This window comes from Pseudomonas sp. R1-7 (assembly GCF_051132105.1).
Classification (GTDB): Bacteria; Pseudomonadota; Gammaproteobacteria; order Pseudomonadales; family Pseudomonadaceae; genus Aquipseudomonas.
The window spans coordinates 3650572-3667346 of sequence record NZ_CP071661.1 but is presented as its reverse complement, the minus strand read 5'-3'; the positions used below and the strand labels follow the sequence as shown (position 1 = coordinate 3667346).

The window sequence follows — 16775 nt, the reverse complement described above, 5'->3', positions numbered from 1 at the left end:
CGCTGGGCCACGAAGTGGCCTCAAACAGTCACCCAAACAACCCCGCCGCAATATTGATCGAAAACCCCAATATCGCCGTGTTGAACACAAACCCGATCAACGACTGCGCCAGCACAATCTTGCGCAACTGCCGCGTGGCAACCCCGACGTCCGAGGTCTGCACCGCCACGCCGATGGTGAACGAGAAGTACAGGAAATCCCAATAGTTGGGCGTCGTCAGTCCCTCGGCAAAACGCAGGGCCGGCTCCTTGCCGTTCCAGGTGTAATACAAGCGGGCGTAATGAACGCTGAAGATCACCCCGATCAACAACCATGAGCCAATCACGGTCAGCGCGGTCACGCCGTAATGCAGCAACTTGCCGGCGGTTTGCAGCTCGCGGCTGCCGGCCAGTTCAAAGGTAATGGTCGCCAGGCTCGCCAATGCCGCGATGCAGACCATCAGTAGCACCAGCCCGGCATTCTCGTCTTCCATTTCGGCGATGCGCTTCACATCTGGCGCCTTGGCCCGCACCGTCAGCCAGAACATCAGCAGCAGATAGCTCCAGACTCCGGTGTTCCAGCCGATAAGGATATTGCTGATGATCGAATCCGTCGGGATCAACAGGCCCGCTGCCAGGCCGATGACCGTGGCCAGGGAAAGTCGTGGATGAGTGCGGGCGAGGCGTGGCATGGGGGCTCACTGTGGCGTGGAGATGCCCGGAGTATGAATCATCCGAGACAGTTGCTCCCGCAAAACGGAGTCGATAAGAACCGAGTGTCTTTCGTCGCAATTTTTCCAAGGATGATGGCTTTTTGATGTGCGGTCCGTGCACGGCCGTACCGATTGTGTACAATCGCCGACTTTTCAACCGGGCATGGACGCAGTACGGCCTTTTGGTCACGAGAAAAACCCATGCTAATCGGTAGCTATTCACCCGCTCTCGTTTCGATTTCTTTGTTTGTTGCCATCCTGGCGTCCTATACCGCCTTGGACCTGACCGGGCGTATTGCCACGGCCCAGGGCCGCGCCAAGCATTTCTGGATGGCCGGTGGCGCGCTGGCGATGGGAGTGGGCATCTGGTCGATGCATTTCATCGGCATGCTTGCTTTCACGTTGCCGGTTGAACTTGGCTACGACGTGGCGATCACCGCGCTGTCGCTGTTGATCGCCATTCTTTCCAGCGGCTTTGCCTTGTGGCTGGTCAGCCAGCCGCAGCTGCGGGCCTGGCAGTTGGCGTTCGGCGCGGTGGTGATGGGCACCGGCATCAGTGCCATGCATTACACCGGCATGGCCGCGTTGCGGATGCAGCCGGGCATCGATTATGACCCGACGCTGTTCGGCGCTTCCTTGTTGATCGCCGTGGTGGCCTGCGCGGCAGCATTGTGGATTGCCTTTCATCTTCGCCAGAACACGCCCCATGTACGCCTGGCCCGCGCAGGCGCCGCGGTGGTGATGGGTGTTGCCATCGTCGGCATGCATTACACCGGCATGGCGGCGGCGCAATTCAGCGAGGGCAGTTTTTGCGGTTCCCTCGATGGCTTGAGCGGCAAGGGCCTGGACAATCTGGTACTGATCACCACCCTGGCCGTGCTGGCGATTGCCTTGCTGACCTCAATCCTCGACGCACGCCTGGAAGCCCGTACTGCTGAGTTGGCCAGGTCCCTGACCCAGGCCAATCGCGAGCTGACGCAACTGGCCTTGCACGACCCGCTGACCGGATTGCCCAACCGCGTGTTGCTGGCGGACCGTATCGGCCAGGCCATGCACCGGGTGCAGGAGCAGGGCGGGTGTTTCGCCTTGATGTTCATCGACCTCGACGGCTTCAAGCCGGTCAACGACGCCTTTGGCCATCACATGGGCGACCTGCTGCTGCGGGACGTCGCGTTGCGCCTGCGTGAAGACTTGCGCAGTCAGGACACTTTGGCGCGGATCGGTGGCGATGAGTTCGTGCTGCTGGTGCAACTGGCCGAGCCGGATGACGCCTTGCGTCTGGCGGCACGTCAGGTCGGGTTGATCGGTCGTACGTTCCGGGTCGCCGACCACGACTTGCAGATTTCCGCCAGCGTCGGCATCGCGCTCTACCCCGGTAACGGCCAGAGCGCCGACGAGTTGCTGATGAACGCCGACGCGGCGATGTATCACGCCAAGGGCGCCGGCAAGAACGGCTACAGTTTTTTCGACGCTTCGATGAACAGTAACGCCCGCAAGCAACTGCAGCTGCTGCAGGACTTGCGCATCGCCGTCGAGCAGAAGCAGTTCAGCCTGCATTACCAGCCCAAGTTCGACGCCGCGAAGGGGCGTCCGGTAGGCGCCGAAGCATTGCTGCGCTGGACCCACCCGACCCAGGGCCTGTTGATGCCCGACACCTTTATCGACCTGGCGGAGAAGACCGGGTTGATCATCCCCATCGGCGAATGGGTGCTCAACGAAGCCTGTCGGCAGATGCGCGAATGGTACGTGCTGGGCTATACCGACTGGCGCATCGCCGTGAATCTCTCGGCGTTGCAGTTCTGTCACGCAGGCTTGGTGCAGAGCGTCGCCAAGGCGCTGGAGACGCACCACCTGCCGGCCAACAGCCTGACCCTGGAAATCACCGAGACCACCGCCATGAGTGACGCGGACGCGAGCATGACGGTGTTGCAGCAGTTGTCGGACATGGGCGTGGACCTGTCCATCGACGACTTCGGCACCGGCTATTCGAGTCTGATGTACCTCAAGCGCTTGCCGGCCAACGAATTGAAGATCGACCGTGGTTTCGTCCGTGACCTGGAGCACGACAGCGACGACGCGGCCATCGTCTCGGCCATCGTCGCCCTCGGCCAGGCCCTGGGCTTGCGGATCGTTGCCGAAGGGGTGGAGACCGACGTGCAGCAGGACTTCCTGACGCAGTTGGGCTGCGATTCACTGCAAGGCTATCTGCTGGGGCATCCGCAGCCCGCCGAGCATTTCCTCAAGAACATCCGCCAGTTCCCGCGCGTGGCAATCGCCTGAGGCGACTGCTCAGGGGACGATGTCGAACGCGGTGCTGCCCCGCCGCTCGCCATTGATCAGCACATGCACCGCATGCCGGCCTTCATAGTGCCGGCGCGTGGTCAGCTCGCGAATGTGCTGGGAGCGGCTGATATTGACGGACGCCAGGGCGGGCAAGTCAAAAGTCTTGAGCTTGAACACTTTGGCCGACGTGCCGCCGGATGCCTTCACGTAGTCGATGGCGTAATCGATCACCAGTCGCTGGTTCTGCGCAGAAGTCGATCGCACCTTGAATGACAGCGTGACTTGCTCGCCCAGGCGAATCACCGCCGGCAGCACTTGCAGATCCGCGACCTCGACTTGCGCCTTGCCACCTGCTCCGATGATCGCCAGCGCCCGGGGATTGCCTTGCTTGATCAGGCTGCGCAGGGCATGCCGGGCGATCCATGCGGTGTGGCGGTCCTGGAGCGGCCAATTTTCGATCCGGTCGAGAACCCAGCCGGGATGCTGCTTGGTCACATCGTTCAAGTGGTTGGCGACGGATTTGCGCACGTACAGGCTGTCGTCGGCCTTGAGCGTTTCGAGGATCGCGGCGGTGAGTTCCGGGTTGGCCTGGATCGGTTCCAGGTGGAACGACCATGGCAAACGCGGGCGGCTGCCTTCGCTGGCGAGACGGCGGACATGCTCGTTGGCGTCCAGTGCCCAGTCATGCATGACCGCGAGGGTGCGCGCCAAGTCATCGCGCAGGAAGTGCCGCACGGCAAACTCCGCAGAACCGAACCGGGTGAAGTACTTGAGCGCGTCCATGGAGGATTCGAACGCATGTCGACCGTACGAGGCCACGTAGTGCGGCAGGAACATGCTGACGAACATGCTGTTGAGCCGGGGCGCCAGGGCACGCAGGACTTGCAGCGAAGCTTCGTAATCCAGGGGCAGGACCGCATGCAGGCATTCGCTGACTCGCGCCATGCGCTGCATCACCGACAACTGCGCCAGTCCATCGTTGGCCATGCTCAGGAATGACTTGGCATCGAAGGCCGGGTACACCGCGCGCATTTCCGTGGCGATGTGGTCGAGGCGGGCGCTGTTGAAGATTTCCTTGAGCGCGGGGGCAGAGGTGGTGGTGCTCATGTTGGGTCCGTCCGGCGGGTGTTGGGCCAAGGCTCGCCACTATGCCATGTCCGGCACAATCCGTGGCGAGGGAGCTTGCCCCGCCACGGAGATGCGGTGCGTGGAAAAAGGAATGATTCGCCGCCGCCGAAGTCCCAGATTCAGTACCCTGGATTAATTGGAGTTCTTCTATGCGCAAACCCACCCTCATCGCCAGCCTGGTCCTGATCGCCGGCCTCGGAGCCTTTGGGCCAGTCGCGCAAGCCGTCGAGAAAACCGGAGACGCCCTGGAGCATTCGCCGAGCAATGGCCGCCGGTTGGTGGAAAACGACCGCGTTCCGGCGGACTATCAGCGCGCAGACAGGGCCATGAAAGACTGGAAGCAGAAAAAACTTGAACAGCCAACAAAAGAGCAGCAATGGGTGCAGATCGACGATAAATACCTGCTGATCGAAACCGTCTCCGGTGCCATCGTCAAGATCGTTCCCGCGACACGCTAAAGCACTTCGCCTTTATCCCACAAATGAACCAACTCGCCAGGTGCCCGGTCCTCGGGCACCTGCAGCACCATCTCGTCGTCCTGGTCGTTGGACCGGTAACGCACCTCGATCTGGAAATAACGCTGGTCGCCCCGGCCAGGCGTGGAGGAGGTGAGTGGCAGGCACCCCTCCAGCACCGAGCAGATGCGCGTGCGTTGGTCGAGGTCGCATTGGGCGAACTCGATTTCCCGAGGACGGGTCAAGGCGTGGATCGCCGCGACGCCGCCCTGGCGTGACAGCTTCACGACCGCTTTGTCGTCAAGGTCTGGAAGGGTTTTCATCCGTTCTCCTCGTTCAGGTCGACGCCTACCTGTGCCCAGCCTTCCTGTACCGCCCTGACTTCCCGCTCGCCGAAGCGCTGGCCGGCGTGCTCGACGGTCAGGCGGGCAAAGGCACTGAAGGACGCATCGTTGGCCAGTTTCCTGTCGCACAGCGTGTCATACCAGATTCGCCCGGCCTTTTCCCAGGCGAATCCGCCGAGCGCGGTTGCCACCAGATAAAAGGCCCGGTTGGGAATGCCCGAGTTGATGTGCACGCCGCCGTTGTCTTCGCGGGTGATGACAAACTCGCGCATGTGCGCCGGCTGGGGATCCTTGCCCAGCAGCGGGTCATCGTAGGCCGTGCCGGGGTTGGACATGCTGCGCAGGCCGTCACCGTTGATCTTGTCGGTGAGCAGGTCGGCGCCGATCAGCCAGTCGGCTTGCTCGACGGTCTGGCCCAGTACGAATTGCTTGACCAACACGCCGAACACATCGGAAATCGACTCGTTCAACGCACCGGACTGGTTGGCGTAGATCAAGCCGGCTTCGCTCTCGGTAACGCCATGGGCCAACTCGTGGGCAACCACATCGAGGGAGCGGGTGAAGCGCTGGAAGATCTCACCGTCGCCGTCGCCGAACACCATCTGCGCGCCGTTCCAGAAGGCGTTTTCGTAGTCCTTGCCGTAGTGCACGCTGCCGACCAGGGCAAAGCCTTTGTTGTCGACGGAGTCACGCTCCAGCACTCGCCAGAAAAAATCATAGGTCGCGCCGAGGGCGTCGTACGCTTCGTCCACCGCCGGGTCGCCACTGGCCGGTTGGCCCTCCAGGCGCACCGGTTGTCCCGGTAACTCCATCCCGTTCTGGGCATCGTGGATGCTGCGAGTTGGTTGGCCGGCCTCGCCGGGCTTGGGCAGCCTCGCCGTAGCGGGTAGGTTGCTGGGCGGGCCTGGGTTGTGATGCAGGTTCTTCACATGGGTCAGGGTGCCGAGGGCGCTGGAACGTTGCTGTTCGGAGCCATGGGCAATGATGCGGTTGAGAATGTAAGGCGGAATGAAGCCATGGAGTGGGCGAGAGTCGATCATCAGAAAATCCTTATCTGAAATGCAGGGTCGATACCCATGTGAACCGAAGTGGTCGTTGCGGTTCCCTTTGCCGCAAAAGGTTGCCTGTCGCGCAGATTTCTGCGAAAACCCCGCGCCTGGATCACACGGGAATAACACCATGATTGAAGCGCTGCAAATCATCGACCTGGAAGAGGGCGACGGCAAAAGCGTAGTCAAGGGCGCGCTGATTACCACCCAATATCGCGGCACCCTCGAAGACGGCACCGAGTTCGATTCCTCCTACAGCCGCGGCAAGCCGTTCCAATGCGTGATCGGCACGGGCCGGGTCATCAAGGGCTGGGACATTGGACTGATGGACATGAAGGTGGGCGGCAAGCGCAAGCTGCTGGTGCCGGCCCACCTGGCCTATGGTGAACGGTCCATGGGCGCCCACATCAAGCCCAACGCCGACCTCATCTTTGAAATTGAACTGCTGGAAGTCCTGACGCGGGATGATTGAGGGACTTTCGTTCATTGTCGGTCGCTGAACAATGGGATGCGTCCATTGACGGAGGGTCGGTAGTGCCAGGCCAACTGATCCAGGCGCGGGTCGCATTCAAGGATTGCACTTAAGGTCGCGCGGGCGATCTCCATTGCCAGGACCTGGCCCGGGCATTCATGGCGGCCGCTGCCGAAACTGAAGCTGCGCCGATTCGGTCGATCCAACAGCAGGGTGTCGGGCTGTGGATTGAGTTGCGGGTCGCGGTTGGCCGAGGCCAGCAGCACCAGCACCGCGTCGCCCTGCGTAAGCTCAGTGCCGAGAATCTCGCACGGGGCGGCAATAAAGCGTCGGGTGTTCTGCACGGCTGGGTCGAAACGCTGGACTTCGGCCAGTAACGGGCCGATTTGCGTGGGATTATCCCGAAGCTCTTTGCGCAACGCGGGATCACGGATCAACGCCATCAACGCATTGCCGATCAGGCCTGCCGTGGCTTCATACGTTTGCGAAAGCAGGCCGATCAGGTTGGCGATCCTATTGTCCGTATCGACGTCTTCGAAGCCTTGGCAGATCCCGTTCAACAACGGACTGTCCTGCGCGACGATCCGATCCTGGAAAAGCCTGGTCAGTTGTTCGCTGGCACGGTGCGCAGCTTCCAGTTGCCTCGCCTGGCTCAGCGGCGACAGGCAGGCGACGAACTCCCCCGTCAGTTCGCTGACCAGATGACTGTCCGTCGGGTTGAAACCCAGCAACTGCGCCACCACGCTGACGGGGCCGATGAACTGCGCCTGGTGTACACCCTCGGCGCCGTTCCTGAGCAAACGCGCCTGGACCAATGCCTCGACCTCGCGGGGATCGATATCCTGCAACCTCGGCGCAATCGCCGACCTTGGGCAGCGTTGTCGTTCACCCTCGTTCATGCGCATCAATCTCTCGAATACCTTGCCCGCGGGGCCCTTGGCAATCGCCTTCGGCACCGGCTCGTTCGCGGGGCGCACATGGCAGTCGGGATGATGCAAGACGGCACACACCGCTTCGGCGCTGCTGGCGATCCACAGGTTCGATCCTGTGTGCAAGCTCAGCCCGCCGCTGGCGCGAAGGGTCGCGTAGTAAGGGTACGGATCGGTATGTGTCGCGGCGGTGATCGGATCCATGATGGAGGCCTCGTTCGAGTGGAAAGTGCTGCTACTCTCTCCAGTTCACGCATGGCTTGATTCGCCCGGGAGCGAAATATGATCGCAGAGCAACACGATGTTGGAGTGTCCCAGGTGGCTGCGGCAATTGCCGAACCGGCCCGGACCCGAATGCTCTGCGCGCTGATGGACGGCCACGCCCGCACCAGTACGGAGCTGGCGAGCATCGCCGAGGTCAGCACCTCCACCGCCAGTGCCCACCTGGCGAAGCTCAAGGAGTTGGCCCTGGTGCGCTTGCACGTGCAAGGTCGTCATCGTTACTACAGCCTCGCCGATAAACGCGTCGCCGAAGCCCTTGAAGCATTGATGGTGATAGGGCAGAGCGCCGCGCCGACGTTCACGTCGCGCACGCCGGATCGCCTGCAATTTGCCCGCACCTGCTACGACCACATGGCCGGCACCCTGGCGGTGCGGCTGCACGACCGCTTGCTCGAATCCGGGTGGTTGCTCGATGGAGAAGAGCAGGGTTATCGGCTGAGTGAATCGGGTGAGGTGCTGTTTGAAAGCTTGGGGATTGATGCGCAGGCATTGACGGCCCAACGGCGCCGGTTCGCTTGCCCATGCCTGGACTGGAGCATGCGCCGGCCGCACTTGGGCGGTGCCTTGGGGGCGGCGTTGCTGCAAGTGGCGATCAAGCGCAAATGGGTGGTCCAGGACCTGGACAGCCGGGCGCTGGGGTTGACGGCGACTGGACAGCGGGAGATGGCGGCGCGGTTTGGGGTCAGTGCCGAAATCGATGTCATATCGACTGGTGCCATCGCGAGCAAGCTCGCTTCCACAATGGATCTGAGGTGAACTCAAGATCCATGAACACCCCGGAATCCCTGTCGGAGCGAGCTTGCTCGCGATGACGATTCCAGCACCGCCACATCATCCAGCCATATGCCTGCGCCGATACTCATCCGGCGTGGTGCCCATCATTTTGCGGAACATGCTGATGAACGCCGAGGCGCTGCTGTAGCCCAGGTCCAGGCCGATGGTTTCCACGCTCTGGCCACGTTCGAGCAGGGCGAGGGCCTCGATGACTTTCAGGCGCTGGCGCCATTCCACCAATGACATGCCCAGGTCCCGCTGGGCACGGCGCATCAGTGTGCGTTCGGTGGTGTTGGCGGCGCGGGCCAGTTGCGGCAAGGAGCGCGGGTCGCTGGGGTTCGCCTCCAGGGCACGCAATACGGGGCCCAGCAGCGGATCATCCGAGGAGGGCAGGTAGCTGCCGACATGGGGCGCCTGGATCAGCTTGTCCACCAGCACCTGCAACAGCCGCACCTGCTCAGGCGTCTGGGGTTGGCTTGGCGGGTCGCTGCGCAATTCTTCCAGCAACGCACGGATCAGCGGGCTCAAGGTCAGCGCGCAGGGTACGGCAGGCAACGCGTCGCACAGTTCCGCCGCCAGGTACAACGAACAATGGCAGGCCTCATGCCGATTGAACCCAACGTGTTCCATGTCCGGCGGCAGCCAGATGCCATATTGCGGCGGTGCCAGGTAATGGTGCTGGGCGATCTCGATTTCCATCACGCCACTGTAGGAGTAGACGAACTCTCCCCAGGCATGCCGGTGCCGGGGGTACGTGGCGTGGGCGGGCATGCAGGCGCTGCGAAAGAAAATCGGCGAGGGCAGGGCCGCGTCGAACGGGGGAATCTTCAGGGTTTGGGCTGGAGGCTGCATAACGACCGCAATGGCGGATTACCGGGATGGCTTGTCGGGTAATCACTATATCCAGCAAAGGAGTCAGGCCGACAATCCTTTCATCTTATTATTTACGCCCAAGGACCGTTCCCATGACCACCCGCCGTGCCCTGGATGGCCAGGTCTGTGCCCTGATGACTGGCCTTTGTGCCATATGGGGGTTCCAGCAAGTCGCGATCAAGGCCAGCGCCGCCGACATGGCGCCGATGCTGCAACTGGGCGTGCGCTCGGCCATCGCGGCGGCACTGGTCTGGTTGTTGGTGCTGGCACGCGGTGAGCGCCTGTCCCTGGCCGATGGCAGTTGGCGCCCGGGCCTGTTGGTGGGGTTGTTGTTTGCCTTGGAGTTCGTGATGGTGGGCGAAGGCCTGCGCCATACGACGGCTTCGCACATGGTGATTTTCCTCTACACCGCACCGATGTTCGCCGCTCTCGGCTTGCACTGGAAGCTGCCGAGCGAACGTCTCGAGCCGGCGCAATGGCTGGGCATTGCCGTTGCATTCAGCGGGATCGTGGTGGCGTTCAGCGGCGGCTCGGGTGAGTCGAACGGCAGCTCGTTGCTCGGCGATGGCATGGGCTTGCTGGCCGGTGCGCTGTGGGGCGCCACCACGGTGACGGTGCGCTGTTCGCGGCTGACGGATCTGCCGGCCAGCCAGACGCTGCTGTATCAACTGGTGGGCGCCGGAGTGCTGTTGATCGGTATGTCGGTAGCCCTGGGGCAGACGACGATCAACCCCACGCCGCCACTCATTGCGAGCATGGCGTTTCAAGTGTTGTTGGTGTCCTTCGCCAGCTTCCTGATCTGGTTTGCCCTGCTGCGCCGCTACCTGGCGTCGCAATTGGGAGTGCTGTCGTTCATGACGCCGCTGTTCGGCATCGGGTTTGGCGTCTGGTTGCTGGACGAGCCGCTGGAGCCGAACTTTATCGTTGGCGCGGCGTTGGTATTGAGCGGAATACTGCTGGTCAGCGGCTATGGCTGGTTTCGCCAACGTTGGGGGCGATGGCTGGTTTTGCGGCGGGAGTAACGGAAAGAAGATGTAAAAAAGCCCACCCCTGCAAGGACAGGTGTGGGCTTTTTACTGAAGCTTCAGGTGCCCGGAGGGGCTTGGATCAAACCTTGACGATCCAACCCGCCGGCGCTTCCACGTCGCCGGTCTGCACGCCGGTCAGCTCTTTGTAGAGCTTCTGGGTGATCGGGCCGACTTCGGTTTCGCTGTGGAACACATGCAGCTTGTCCTTGTAGCTGATACCGCCAATCGGCGTGATCACCGCAGCGGTACCGCAGGCGCCGGCTTCCTTGAAGTCCGACAGCTTGTCGATGAACACATCGCCTTCGATCACTTCCAGGCCCAGGCGCGATTTCGCCAATTCGATCAGCGACAGGCGGGTGATGCCTGGCAGGACCGACGGGGAGTTGGGGGTGATGAATTTGTCGTCGTGGGTGATGCCGAAGAAGTTGGCCGAGCCGACTTCCTCGATTTTCGAATGGGTCAGCGGATCCAGGTAGATGCAGTCGGCGAAGCTGGCTTTCTTGGCCTGGGAACCGGGCATGAGGCTGGCGGCGTAGTTGCCACCGACCTTGGCGGCCCCGGTGCCTTGTGGGGCGGCGCGGTCGAAGCTGGAGATCAGGAAGTTGTGCGGGGTCAGGCCGCCCTTGAAGTAGGCGCCAACGGGAATGCAGAAGATCGAGAAGATGAACTCCGGTGCGGTGCGCACGCCGATGTTGTCACCTACGCCGATCACGAACGGTCGCAGGTACAGCGCGCCGCCAGTGCCGTACGGCGGGATGAAGCGCTCGTTGGCGCGGACCACTTGCTTGCAGGCTTCGACGAACTGCTCGGTGTCGACGTGCGGCATCAGCAGGCGGGCACAGCTGCGCTGCATGCGGGCGGCGTTCTGGTCCGGGCGGAACAGGTTGATCGAACCGTCCTTGCAGCGGTACGCCTTCAGGCCTTCGAAACATTGCTGACCGTAGTGCAGGGCGGTGGAGCCCTCGCTGATGTGCAGCACGTTGTCTTCGGTCAGGGTGCCCGCGTCCCAGGCGCCATCGCGCCAGTGCGACAGGTAGCGCTTGTCGGTCTTGATGTAGTCAAAGCCCAGTTTGTCCCAATTGATGCTCTCGTTACCCATGACACCCTCTATTTCCTGACAACCGTCGAAACGGTTCAAGGCTTCTGACGTTTTGAATGGGGACAACAATACTTCATTCCGGGGGTGTTTCGCAGCTTGCACGATAGGCGACAGGCAGATTTTCTGCTGCCTTCTTGTGGCGAGGGAGCTTGCTCCCGCTCGGCTGCGAAGCAGTCGTAACCCGGTCAACGCGGTATGACTGAATAATCCTGTCGCTTGGATTAGGGCCGCTTCGCAGCCCAGCGGGAGCAAGCTCCCTCGCCACAGGTGAAACTCATGCCTACAGATATGCTACAAGGTTACAGATGCAACGCATGCCCCAACGCCCGCAACGCTGCTTCCTGCACCGCTTCGCCCAGCGTCGGATGGGCGTGGATGGTGCCGGCGATGTCTTCCAGGCGCGCCCCCATTTCCAGGGATTGGCCGAACGCCGTGGACAGCTCCGACACCCCTACGCCAACCGCTTGCCAACCGACAATCAGGTGATTGTCCTTGCGCGCCACGACCCGGACGAAACCGCTTTTCGATTCCAGGGTCATGGCCCGGCCGTTGGCGGCGAACGGGAAGCTCGAAACGATGCAGTCCAGACCGGCAGCCTTGGCCTCGTCCGGCGTCTTGCCGACCACCACGACTTCCGGATCGGTGAAGCACACCGCCGCGATGGCGGTCGGGTTGAATTCACGATGCTCGCCGGCGATCAACTCGGCGACCATTTCGCCCTGGGCCATGGCCCGGTGGGCGAGCATCGGTTCGCCGCTCAGGTCGCCGATGGCCCAGACGTTGCGCATGCTGGTCTGGCAGCGGTTGTCGATCTTGACTGCCGAGCCGTTCATCTCAAGGTCCAGCGCTTCCAGGTTCCAGCCTTGGATATTCGGTTTGCGCCCGACCGCCACCAGCACCCGGTCGGTATCCAGGCTCAGCGTGTCGCCATTGGGATCACGCACTTGCAAGGTGTTGGCCTGGGCATCGAAACCTTCGACGCTGTGCTTGAGGTACAGCTTCACGCCCAATTGCTTGAGCGCTTCGTGCACCGGCTGCGTCAGCTCAGCGTCGTAGGCCGGCAGGATTCGCTCTTGGGCTTCCACCACACTGACCTCGGCGCCAAGCTTGCGGTACGCAATGCCCAGCTCCAGGCCGATGTAGCCACCGCCGACCACCACCAGATGCTTCGGTACCGAACAAGGGGCGAGGGCTTCGGTGGACGAAATGATCGGCCCACCCATCGGTAGCATCGGCAGGTTGACGCTTGTCGAACCGGTGGCCAGCAGCAGGTGTTCACATTGGATGCGGGTGTCGCCGACTTCAACGGTCTTGCCATCGATGACTGTTGCCCAGCCGTGAATGACCTGGACCTTGTTTTTCTTCAGCAACGCGGCGACGCCGGTGGTCAGGCGATCGACGATGCCGTCCTTCCATTCCACGCTTTTGCCGATGTCCAGGGTGGGCGCCGATACGTTGATACCCAAGACCGAGCCCTGGCTATGGTGGCGGGTCTGGTGGAACTGCTCGGCCACATGGATCAATGCCTTGGACGGGATGCAGCCAACGTTCAGGCACGTACCGCCCAGCGCCTGGCCTTCCACCAGGATGGTCGAGATGCCCAGTTGCCCGGCACGGATCGCCGCCACATAGCCGCCAGGGCCGCCGCCGATAATCAGCAGGGTGGTATTCAAAGTCTGCATCACTTACTCCACAAACAAGGTGGCGGGTTGTTCGAGCAAGCCGCGCAAGGCCTGGATGAATTGCGCCGCATCCATGCCGTCGACCACTCGGTGATCGAATGAACTGGAGAGGTTCATCATCTTGCGGATCACGATCTGGCCCTTGATGACCACGGGCCGCTCGACGATCTTGTTCACACCGACAATCGCCACTTCCGGCAGGTTCAGCACCGGTGTGCTGACGATGCCACCCAACGCGCCGAGGCTGGTCAGGGTGATGGTCGAGCCGGACAGCTCCTCGCGACTGGCCTTGCCATTGCGTGCGGCCGTGGCCAGGCGGGTAATTTCCGCCGCGCTGTCCCACAAGTTGCGAGCCTCGGCATGGCGCACCACCGGCACCATCAAGCCAACGTCGCTCTGGGTGGCGACGCCGACATGTACCGCGCCGGAGCGGTGGATGACCTGGGCTTCGTCGTCATAACGAGCGTTCATCTGCGGGAAGTCGCGCAGGGCCACGACCAGGGCGCGGACCAGGAACGGCAGCAAGGTCAGCTTGCCGCGGCTGGCGCCGTGTTTTTCATTCAGGTGAACCCGCAGTTCTTCCAGGGCCGTGACGTCGATTTCCTCGACGTAGCTGAAATGCGCGGCGCGCTGGGTGGCCTCTTGCATGCGCTGGGCGATCTTGCGACGCATGCCGATCACCGGGATCTGCTGCTCGTCGTGGCGTTCGGCATAACCCGCGCCGCCCTTGGCCTGGGCCGACGGACCCTGCGCCAGATAGGCTTCCAGGTCTTCATGCAGTATCCGCCCGGCGGGGCCGCTGCCCTGGACCAGGCGCAGTTGGATGCCCAGGTCCAATGCGTGTTTGCGCACGGCCGGCGAGGCCAGTGGGCGCTCGTCGGGATCGCGGGCCACCGGGGCCTGTGCCGCTTGGACGGGACGAGGCGCCACCGCAGGTTGTTCCGCCACGGGCTCAGGCTTGTTTACGGGCTCAGGCTTGGCGACAGGTGCCGCCGGTTGTGCCGATTCTTTCAAGTTGCCCGCACCTTCGACTTCGATGCGGATCAGTTCGCTGCCCACCGCCATGACTTCACCCGGCTCGCCACCCAAGGCAATGACCCGGCCATGCACCGGCGAAGGAATGTCCACCATCGCCTTGTCGGTCATGACATCGGCTAGCACTTGGTCCTCGACGACCATGTCGCCGACCTTGACGTGCCACACCGACAATTCTACTTCCGCGATGCCTTCGCCGATGTCCGGCATCTTGATAACGTGCGTGCCCATTCAGACCTCCATGACCCGTTTCAACGCCGCGCCCACACGGGTCGGCCCTGGGAAATACGCCCATTCCTGCGCGTGCGGGTAGGGAGTGTCCCACCCGGTGACACGCTCGATGGGCGCTTCCAGGTGGTGGAAGCAATGTTCTTGCACCAGCGACACCAGCTCGGCGCCGAAACCGCAGGTCCGAGTGGCTTCGTGGACGACCACGCAGCGGCCGGTCTTTTTCACCGACTTGACGATGGTGTCCAGGTCCAGCGGCCAGAGGCTGCGCAGGTCGATGACTTCGGCGTCGATGCCGGTTTCTTCGGCGGCCACTTGCGACACGTAGACCGTGGTGCCGTAGGTGAGCACCGTCACGTCCTTGCCCGGACGGGTGATGGCGGCGACGTCCAGCGGCACGGTGTAGTAACCGTCCGGCACTTGTGCCTGCGGATGCTTGGACCACGGCGTCACCGGGCGGTCGTGGTGGCCGTCGAACGGGCCGTTATACAGGCGCTTGGGTTCGAGGAAGATTACCGGGTCATCGTTTTCGATGGAGGCGATCAGCAGGCCCTTGGCGTCGTAGGGATTGGAAGGCATGACGGTGCGCAAGCCGCAGACCTGGGTGAACATCGCTTCGATGCTCTGGCTGTGGGTCTGGCCACCATAGATGCCGCCGCCGCAAGGCATGCGCAGGGTCATCGGCGCGGTGAACTCGCCAGCCGAGCGATAGCGCAGGCGCGCGGCTTCGGAAATGATCTGGTCCGACGCCGGGTAGACGTAATCGGCAAACTGGATCTCGGCTACCGGGCGCAGGCCGTAGGCGCCCATGCCCACCGCCACGCCGACGATGCCGCTTTCGGAAATCGGTGCGTCGAACACCCGCGAGGTGCCGAACTTGTTCTGCAGGCCTTCGGTGCAGCGGAACACGCCGCCGAAGTAGCCCACGTCCTGGCCGAATACCACGACGTTATCGTCGCGCTCGAGCATCACGTCCATGGCCGAGCGCAGGGCCTGGATCATGGTCATGGTGGTAGTGGTCATGGCGGTGTCCAACGCAATATTGTTGTTGTGATCGTTCATGTCAGATCCCCAACTGCTGACGCTGGCGCTTCAAGTGCTCCGGCATCTCTTTGTAGACGTCTTCGAACATGGTCGCGGCGCTTGGAATCTGCCCGCCGGCGAGGGTGCCGTACTGCTCGGCTTCCTTCTGCGCGGCGATTACCTCGGCTTCGAGTTCGGCGGTGACGGCGGCATGTTCCTCTTCGGACCATTGGCCGATCTTCACCATGTGCTGCTTGAGGCGGGCAATCGGATCGCCCAGTGGGAAGTGGCTCCAGTCGTCGGCGGGGCGATACTTGGAAGGATCGTCGGAGGTGGAGTGCGGGCCGGCGCGGTAGGTGACCCATTCGATCAGCGCGGGACCGAGGTTGCGGCGGGCGCGTTCGGCGGCCCAGCGCGAGGCGGCGTAGACCGCCATGAAATCGTTGCCATCCACCCGCAGGGAGGCGATGCCGCAACCGACGCCGCGTCCGGCGAAGGTGGTGGCTTCACCGCCGGCAATCGCCTGGAAGGTGGAGATTGCCCATTGATTGTTGACCACGTTGAGGATCACCGGCGCCCGATAGACGTGGGCGAAGGTGAGGGCAGTGTGGAAGTCCGATTCAGCGGTGGCGCCGTCACCGATCCAGGCCGAGGCGATCTTGGTATCGCCCTTGATCGCCGAGGCCATGCCCCAGCCCACGCCCTGTATGAACTGGGTGGCGAGGTTGCCGGAAATGGTAAAGAAACCGGCATCCTTGACCGAATACATGATTGGCAACTGCCGGCCCTTGAGCGGATCGCGCTCGTTGGACAGCAGTTGGCAGATCAGGTCCACCAGCGGCACTTCCCGGGCCATCAGGATGCTTTGCTGGCGGTAGGTGGGGAAGCACATGTCGTCGATGTTCAGGGCCAGGGCCTGGGCGCTGCCGATGGCTTCTTCGCCAAGGCTTTGCATGTAGAACGACATTTTTTTCTGACGCTGGGCGACGACCATGCGGTTGTCGTAGATGCGCGTCTTGAGCATGGCACGCATGCCCTTGCGCAGGATCTCGACGGGGATGTCCGCGGCCCAGTCGCCCAAGGCATTGCCCTGGTCATCGAGCACTCGGATCAGGCTGCGGGCCAGGTCGGCGGTGTCGGCGGGTTCGACGTCAATGGGAGGTTTGCGCACCGTGCCGGCATCGGACAGATGCAGGTAGGAAAAGTCGGTCTTGCAGCCGGGACGGCCCGAGGGTTCGGGAACGTGCAGGCGTAGCGGTTCGTACGCTGGGTTCATGGCTTTCTACGCTCGATCTTGTGAATTTCTTGTAGTGGGCGCGCTAGCTGACGAATTTCCCGGGGTAGGGGGGAAATTGTCCTACAACAATCATAGGCTCGACGAAGAAGAATATTTTTCTCTG

Annotated in this window: 16 protein-coding genes; 5 read left to right on the top strand and 11 right to left on the bottom strand. The window is 62.4% G+C overall.

Annotation, left to right across the window (positions count from 1 at the left end; genetic code table 11):
* Positions 1-28: 28 nt before the first annotated feature.
* Positions 29-670 carry a DUF1345 domain-containing protein gene (locus J3P79_RS16320; protein ID WP_434604178.1) on the bottom strand — a complete coding sequence of 214 codons (642 nt, stop codon included), beginning with the start codon at positions 668-670 and terminating at the stop codon, positions 29-31.
* A 222-nt stretch (positions 671-892) separates the two neighbouring features.
* Between J3P79_RS16320 and J3P79_RS16315 the strand changes: the two genes are divergently transcribed.
* A complete protein-coding gene (locus J3P79_RS16315) occupies positions 893-2971 on the top strand; it encodes a putative bifunctional diguanylate cyclase/phosphodiesterase (RefSeq protein ID WP_434604176.1) in 2079 nt (692 codons plus the stop codon).
* A 9-nt stretch (positions 2972-2980) separates the two neighbouring features.
* On the opposite strand, the gene J3P79_RS16310 is transcribed toward J3P79_RS16315, so the two are convergent.
* Positions 2981-4081, bottom strand: a complete 1101-nt coding sequence (locus tag J3P79_RS16310; RefSeq protein ID WP_434604174.1) for a DNA alkylation repair protein — start codon at positions 4079-4081, stop codon at positions 2981-2983.
* A 170-nt stretch (positions 4082-4251) separates the two neighbouring features.
* On the opposite strand from J3P79_RS16310, the gene J3P79_RS16305 reads away from it, so the two are divergent.
* Entirely contained in the window at positions 4252-4560 is a 309-nt protein-coding gene (locus J3P79_RS16305) for an RcnB family protein (RefSeq protein ID WP_030141226.1), read from the top strand.
* On the opposite strand, the gene J3P79_RS16300 is transcribed toward J3P79_RS16305, so the two are convergent.
* Together J3P79_RS16300 and J3P79_RS16295 are read right to left on the bottom strand one after the other, a co-directional pair.
* Entirely contained in the window at positions 4557-4880 is a 324-nt protein-coding gene (locus tag J3P79_RS16300; protein WP_264426464.1) for a protealysin inhibitor emfourin, read from the bottom strand. The genes J3P79_RS16305 and J3P79_RS16300 overlap by 4 nt on opposite strands.
* Positions 4877-5941 (bottom strand): M4 family metallopeptidase, encoded by a 1065-nt coding sequence (locus tag J3P79_RS16295; RefSeq protein WP_434604172.1) that lies wholly within the window; start codon positions 5939-5941, stop codon positions 4877-4879. Before J3P79_RS16295 ends, J3P79_RS16300 begins: the two co-directional genes overlap by 4 nt.
* A gap of 139 nt (positions 5942-6080) precedes the next feature.
* Here J3P79_RS16295 and J3P79_RS16290 point away from each other — a divergent pair, with 139 nt between their 5' ends.
* Entirely contained in the window at positions 6081-6422 is a 342-nt protein-coding gene (locus J3P79_RS16290; RefSeq protein WP_434604170.1) for an FKBP-type peptidyl-prolyl cis-trans isomerase, read from the top strand.
* A gap of 11 nt (positions 6423-6433) precedes the next feature.
* Here J3P79_RS16290 and J3P79_RS16285 read toward each other — a convergent pair whose 3' ends face one another.
* The gene (locus tag J3P79_RS16285) at positions 6434-7555 is read right to left on the bottom strand and encodes a cytochrome P450 (protein ID WP_434604168.1); all 1122 of its coding nucleotides are present in this window, start codon (positions 7553-7555) and stop codon (positions 6434-6436) included.
* Positions 7556-7633: 78 nt separating this feature from the next.
* Here J3P79_RS16285 and J3P79_RS16280 point away from each other — a divergent pair, with 78 nt between their 5' ends.
* Positions 7634-8389 carry an ArsR/SmtB family transcription factor gene (locus J3P79_RS16280; RefSeq protein WP_434604166.1) on the top strand — a complete coding sequence of 252 codons (756 nt, stop codon included), beginning with the start codon at positions 7634-7636 and terminating at the stop codon, positions 8387-8389.
* Positions 8390-8464: 75 nt separating this feature from the next.
* Here J3P79_RS16280 and J3P79_RS16275 read toward each other — a convergent pair whose 3' ends face one another.
* Entirely contained in the window at positions 8465-9259 is a 795-nt protein-coding gene (locus J3P79_RS16275; RefSeq protein WP_434604164.1) for a helix-turn-helix domain-containing protein, read from the bottom strand.
* Positions 9260-9372: 113 nt separating this feature from the next.
* Between J3P79_RS16275 and J3P79_RS16270 the strand changes: the two genes are divergently transcribed.
* Positions 9373-10302: a DMT family transporter gene (locus J3P79_RS16270; RefSeq protein WP_434604162.1), complete on the top strand. Its 930-nt coding sequence runs from the start codon at positions 9373-9375 to the stop codon at positions 10300-10302.
* 85 nt (positions 10303-10387) lie between these two features.
* Here J3P79_RS16270 and J3P79_RS16265 read toward each other — a convergent pair whose 3' ends face one another.
* The 5 genes from J3P79_RS16265 to J3P79_RS16245 form a co-directional block, all read right to left on the bottom strand.
* On the bottom strand, positions 10388-11407 hold the full coding sequence (locus J3P79_RS16265) for a branched-chain amino acid aminotransferase (protein ID WP_030141234.1): 1020 nt from the start codon (positions 11405-11407) through the stop codon (positions 10388-10390).
* Positions 11408-11706: 299 nt separating this feature from the next.
* Positions 11707-13089 carry a dihydrolipoyl dehydrogenase gene (gene lpdA, locus J3P79_RS16260; protein ID WP_434604158.1) on the bottom strand — a complete coding sequence of 461 codons (1383 nt, stop codon included), beginning with the start codon at positions 13087-13089 and terminating at the stop codon, positions 11707-11709.
* Positions 13090-13092: 3 nt separating this feature from the next.
* A complete protein-coding gene (locus tag J3P79_RS16255; RefSeq protein WP_434604156.1) occupies positions 13093-14355 on the bottom strand; it encodes a dihydrolipoamide acetyltransferase family protein in 1263 nt (420 codons plus the stop codon).
* Positions 14356-15414 (bottom strand): alpha-ketoacid dehydrogenase subunit beta, encoded by a 1059-nt coding sequence (locus J3P79_RS16250; protein WP_434604154.1) that lies wholly within the window; start codon positions 15412-15414, stop codon positions 14356-14358.
* A gap of 1 nt (position 15415) precedes the next feature.
* On the bottom strand, positions 15416-16651 hold the full coding sequence (locus J3P79_RS16245) for a 3-methyl-2-oxobutanoate dehydrogenase (2-methylpropanoyl-transferring) subunit alpha (RefSeq protein WP_030141238.1): 1236 nt from the start codon (positions 16649-16651) through the stop codon (positions 15416-15418).
* Positions 16652-16775 lie beyond the last annotated feature (124 nt).

What these genes read in the sequence shown, in the direction of transcription:
- J3P79_RS16320 (WP_434604178.1), bottom strand. Translation starts at nt 670, where the DNA reads ATGCCACGCCTCGCCCGCACTCATCCACGACTTTCCCTGGCCACGGTC.
- J3P79_RS16315 (WP_434604176.1), top strand. Translation starts at nt 893, where the DNA reads ATGCTAATCGGTAGCTATTCACCCGCTCTCGTTTCGATTTCTTTGTTT.
- J3P79_RS16310 (WP_434604174.1), bottom strand. Translation starts at nt 4,081, where the DNA reads ATGAGCACCACCACCTCTGCCCCCGCGCTCAAGGAAATCTTCAACAGC.
- J3P79_RS16305 (WP_030141226.1), top strand. Translation starts at nt 4,252, where the DNA reads ATGCGCAAACCCACCCTCATCGCCAGCCTGGTCCTGATCGCCGGCCTC.
- J3P79_RS16300 (WP_264426464.1), bottom strand. Translation starts at nt 4,880, where the DNA reads ATGAAAACCCTTCCAGACCTTGACGACAAAGCGGTCGTGAAGCTGTCA.
- J3P79_RS16295 (WP_434604172.1), bottom strand. Translation starts at nt 5,941, where the DNA reads ATGATCGACTCTCGCCCACTCCATGGCTTCATTCCGCCTTACATTCTC.
- J3P79_RS16290 (WP_434604170.1), top strand. Translation starts at nt 6,081, where the DNA reads ATGATTGAAGCGCTGCAAATCATCGACCTGGAAGAGGGCGACGGCAAA.
- J3P79_RS16285 (WP_434604168.1), bottom strand. Translation starts at nt 7,555, where the DNA reads ATGGATCCGATCACCGCCGCGACACATACCGATCCGTACCCTTACTAC.
- J3P79_RS16280 (WP_434604166.1), top strand. Translation starts at nt 7,634, where the DNA reads ATGATCGCAGAGCAACACGATGTTGGAGTGTCCCAGGTGGCTGCGGCA.
- J3P79_RS16275 (WP_434604164.1), bottom strand. Translation starts at nt 9,259, where the DNA reads ATGCAGCCTCCAGCCCAAACCCTGAAGATTCCCCCGTTCGACGCGGCC.
- J3P79_RS16270 (WP_434604162.1), top strand. Translation starts at nt 9,373, where the DNA reads ATGACCACCCGCCGTGCCCTGGATGGCCAGGTCTGTGCCCTGATGACT.
- J3P79_RS16265 (WP_030141234.1), bottom strand. Translation starts at nt 11,407, where the DNA reads ATGGGTAACGAGAGCATCAATTGGGACAAACTGGGCTTTGACTACATC.
- lpdA (WP_434604158.1), bottom strand. Translation starts at nt 13,089, where the DNA reads ATGCAGACTTTGAATACCACCCTGCTGATTATCGGCGGCGGCCCTGGC.
- J3P79_RS16255 (WP_434604156.1), bottom strand. Translation starts at nt 14,355, where the DNA reads ATGGGCACGCACGTTATCAAGATGCCGGACATCGGCGAAGGCATCGCG.
- J3P79_RS16250 (WP_434604154.1), bottom strand. Translation starts at nt 15,414, where the DNA reads ATGAACGATCACAACAACAATATTGCGTTGGACACCGCCATGACCACT.
- J3P79_RS16245 (WP_030141238.1), bottom strand. Translation starts at nt 16,651, where the DNA reads ATGAACCCAGCGTACGAACCGCTACGCCTGCACGTTCCCGAACCCTCG.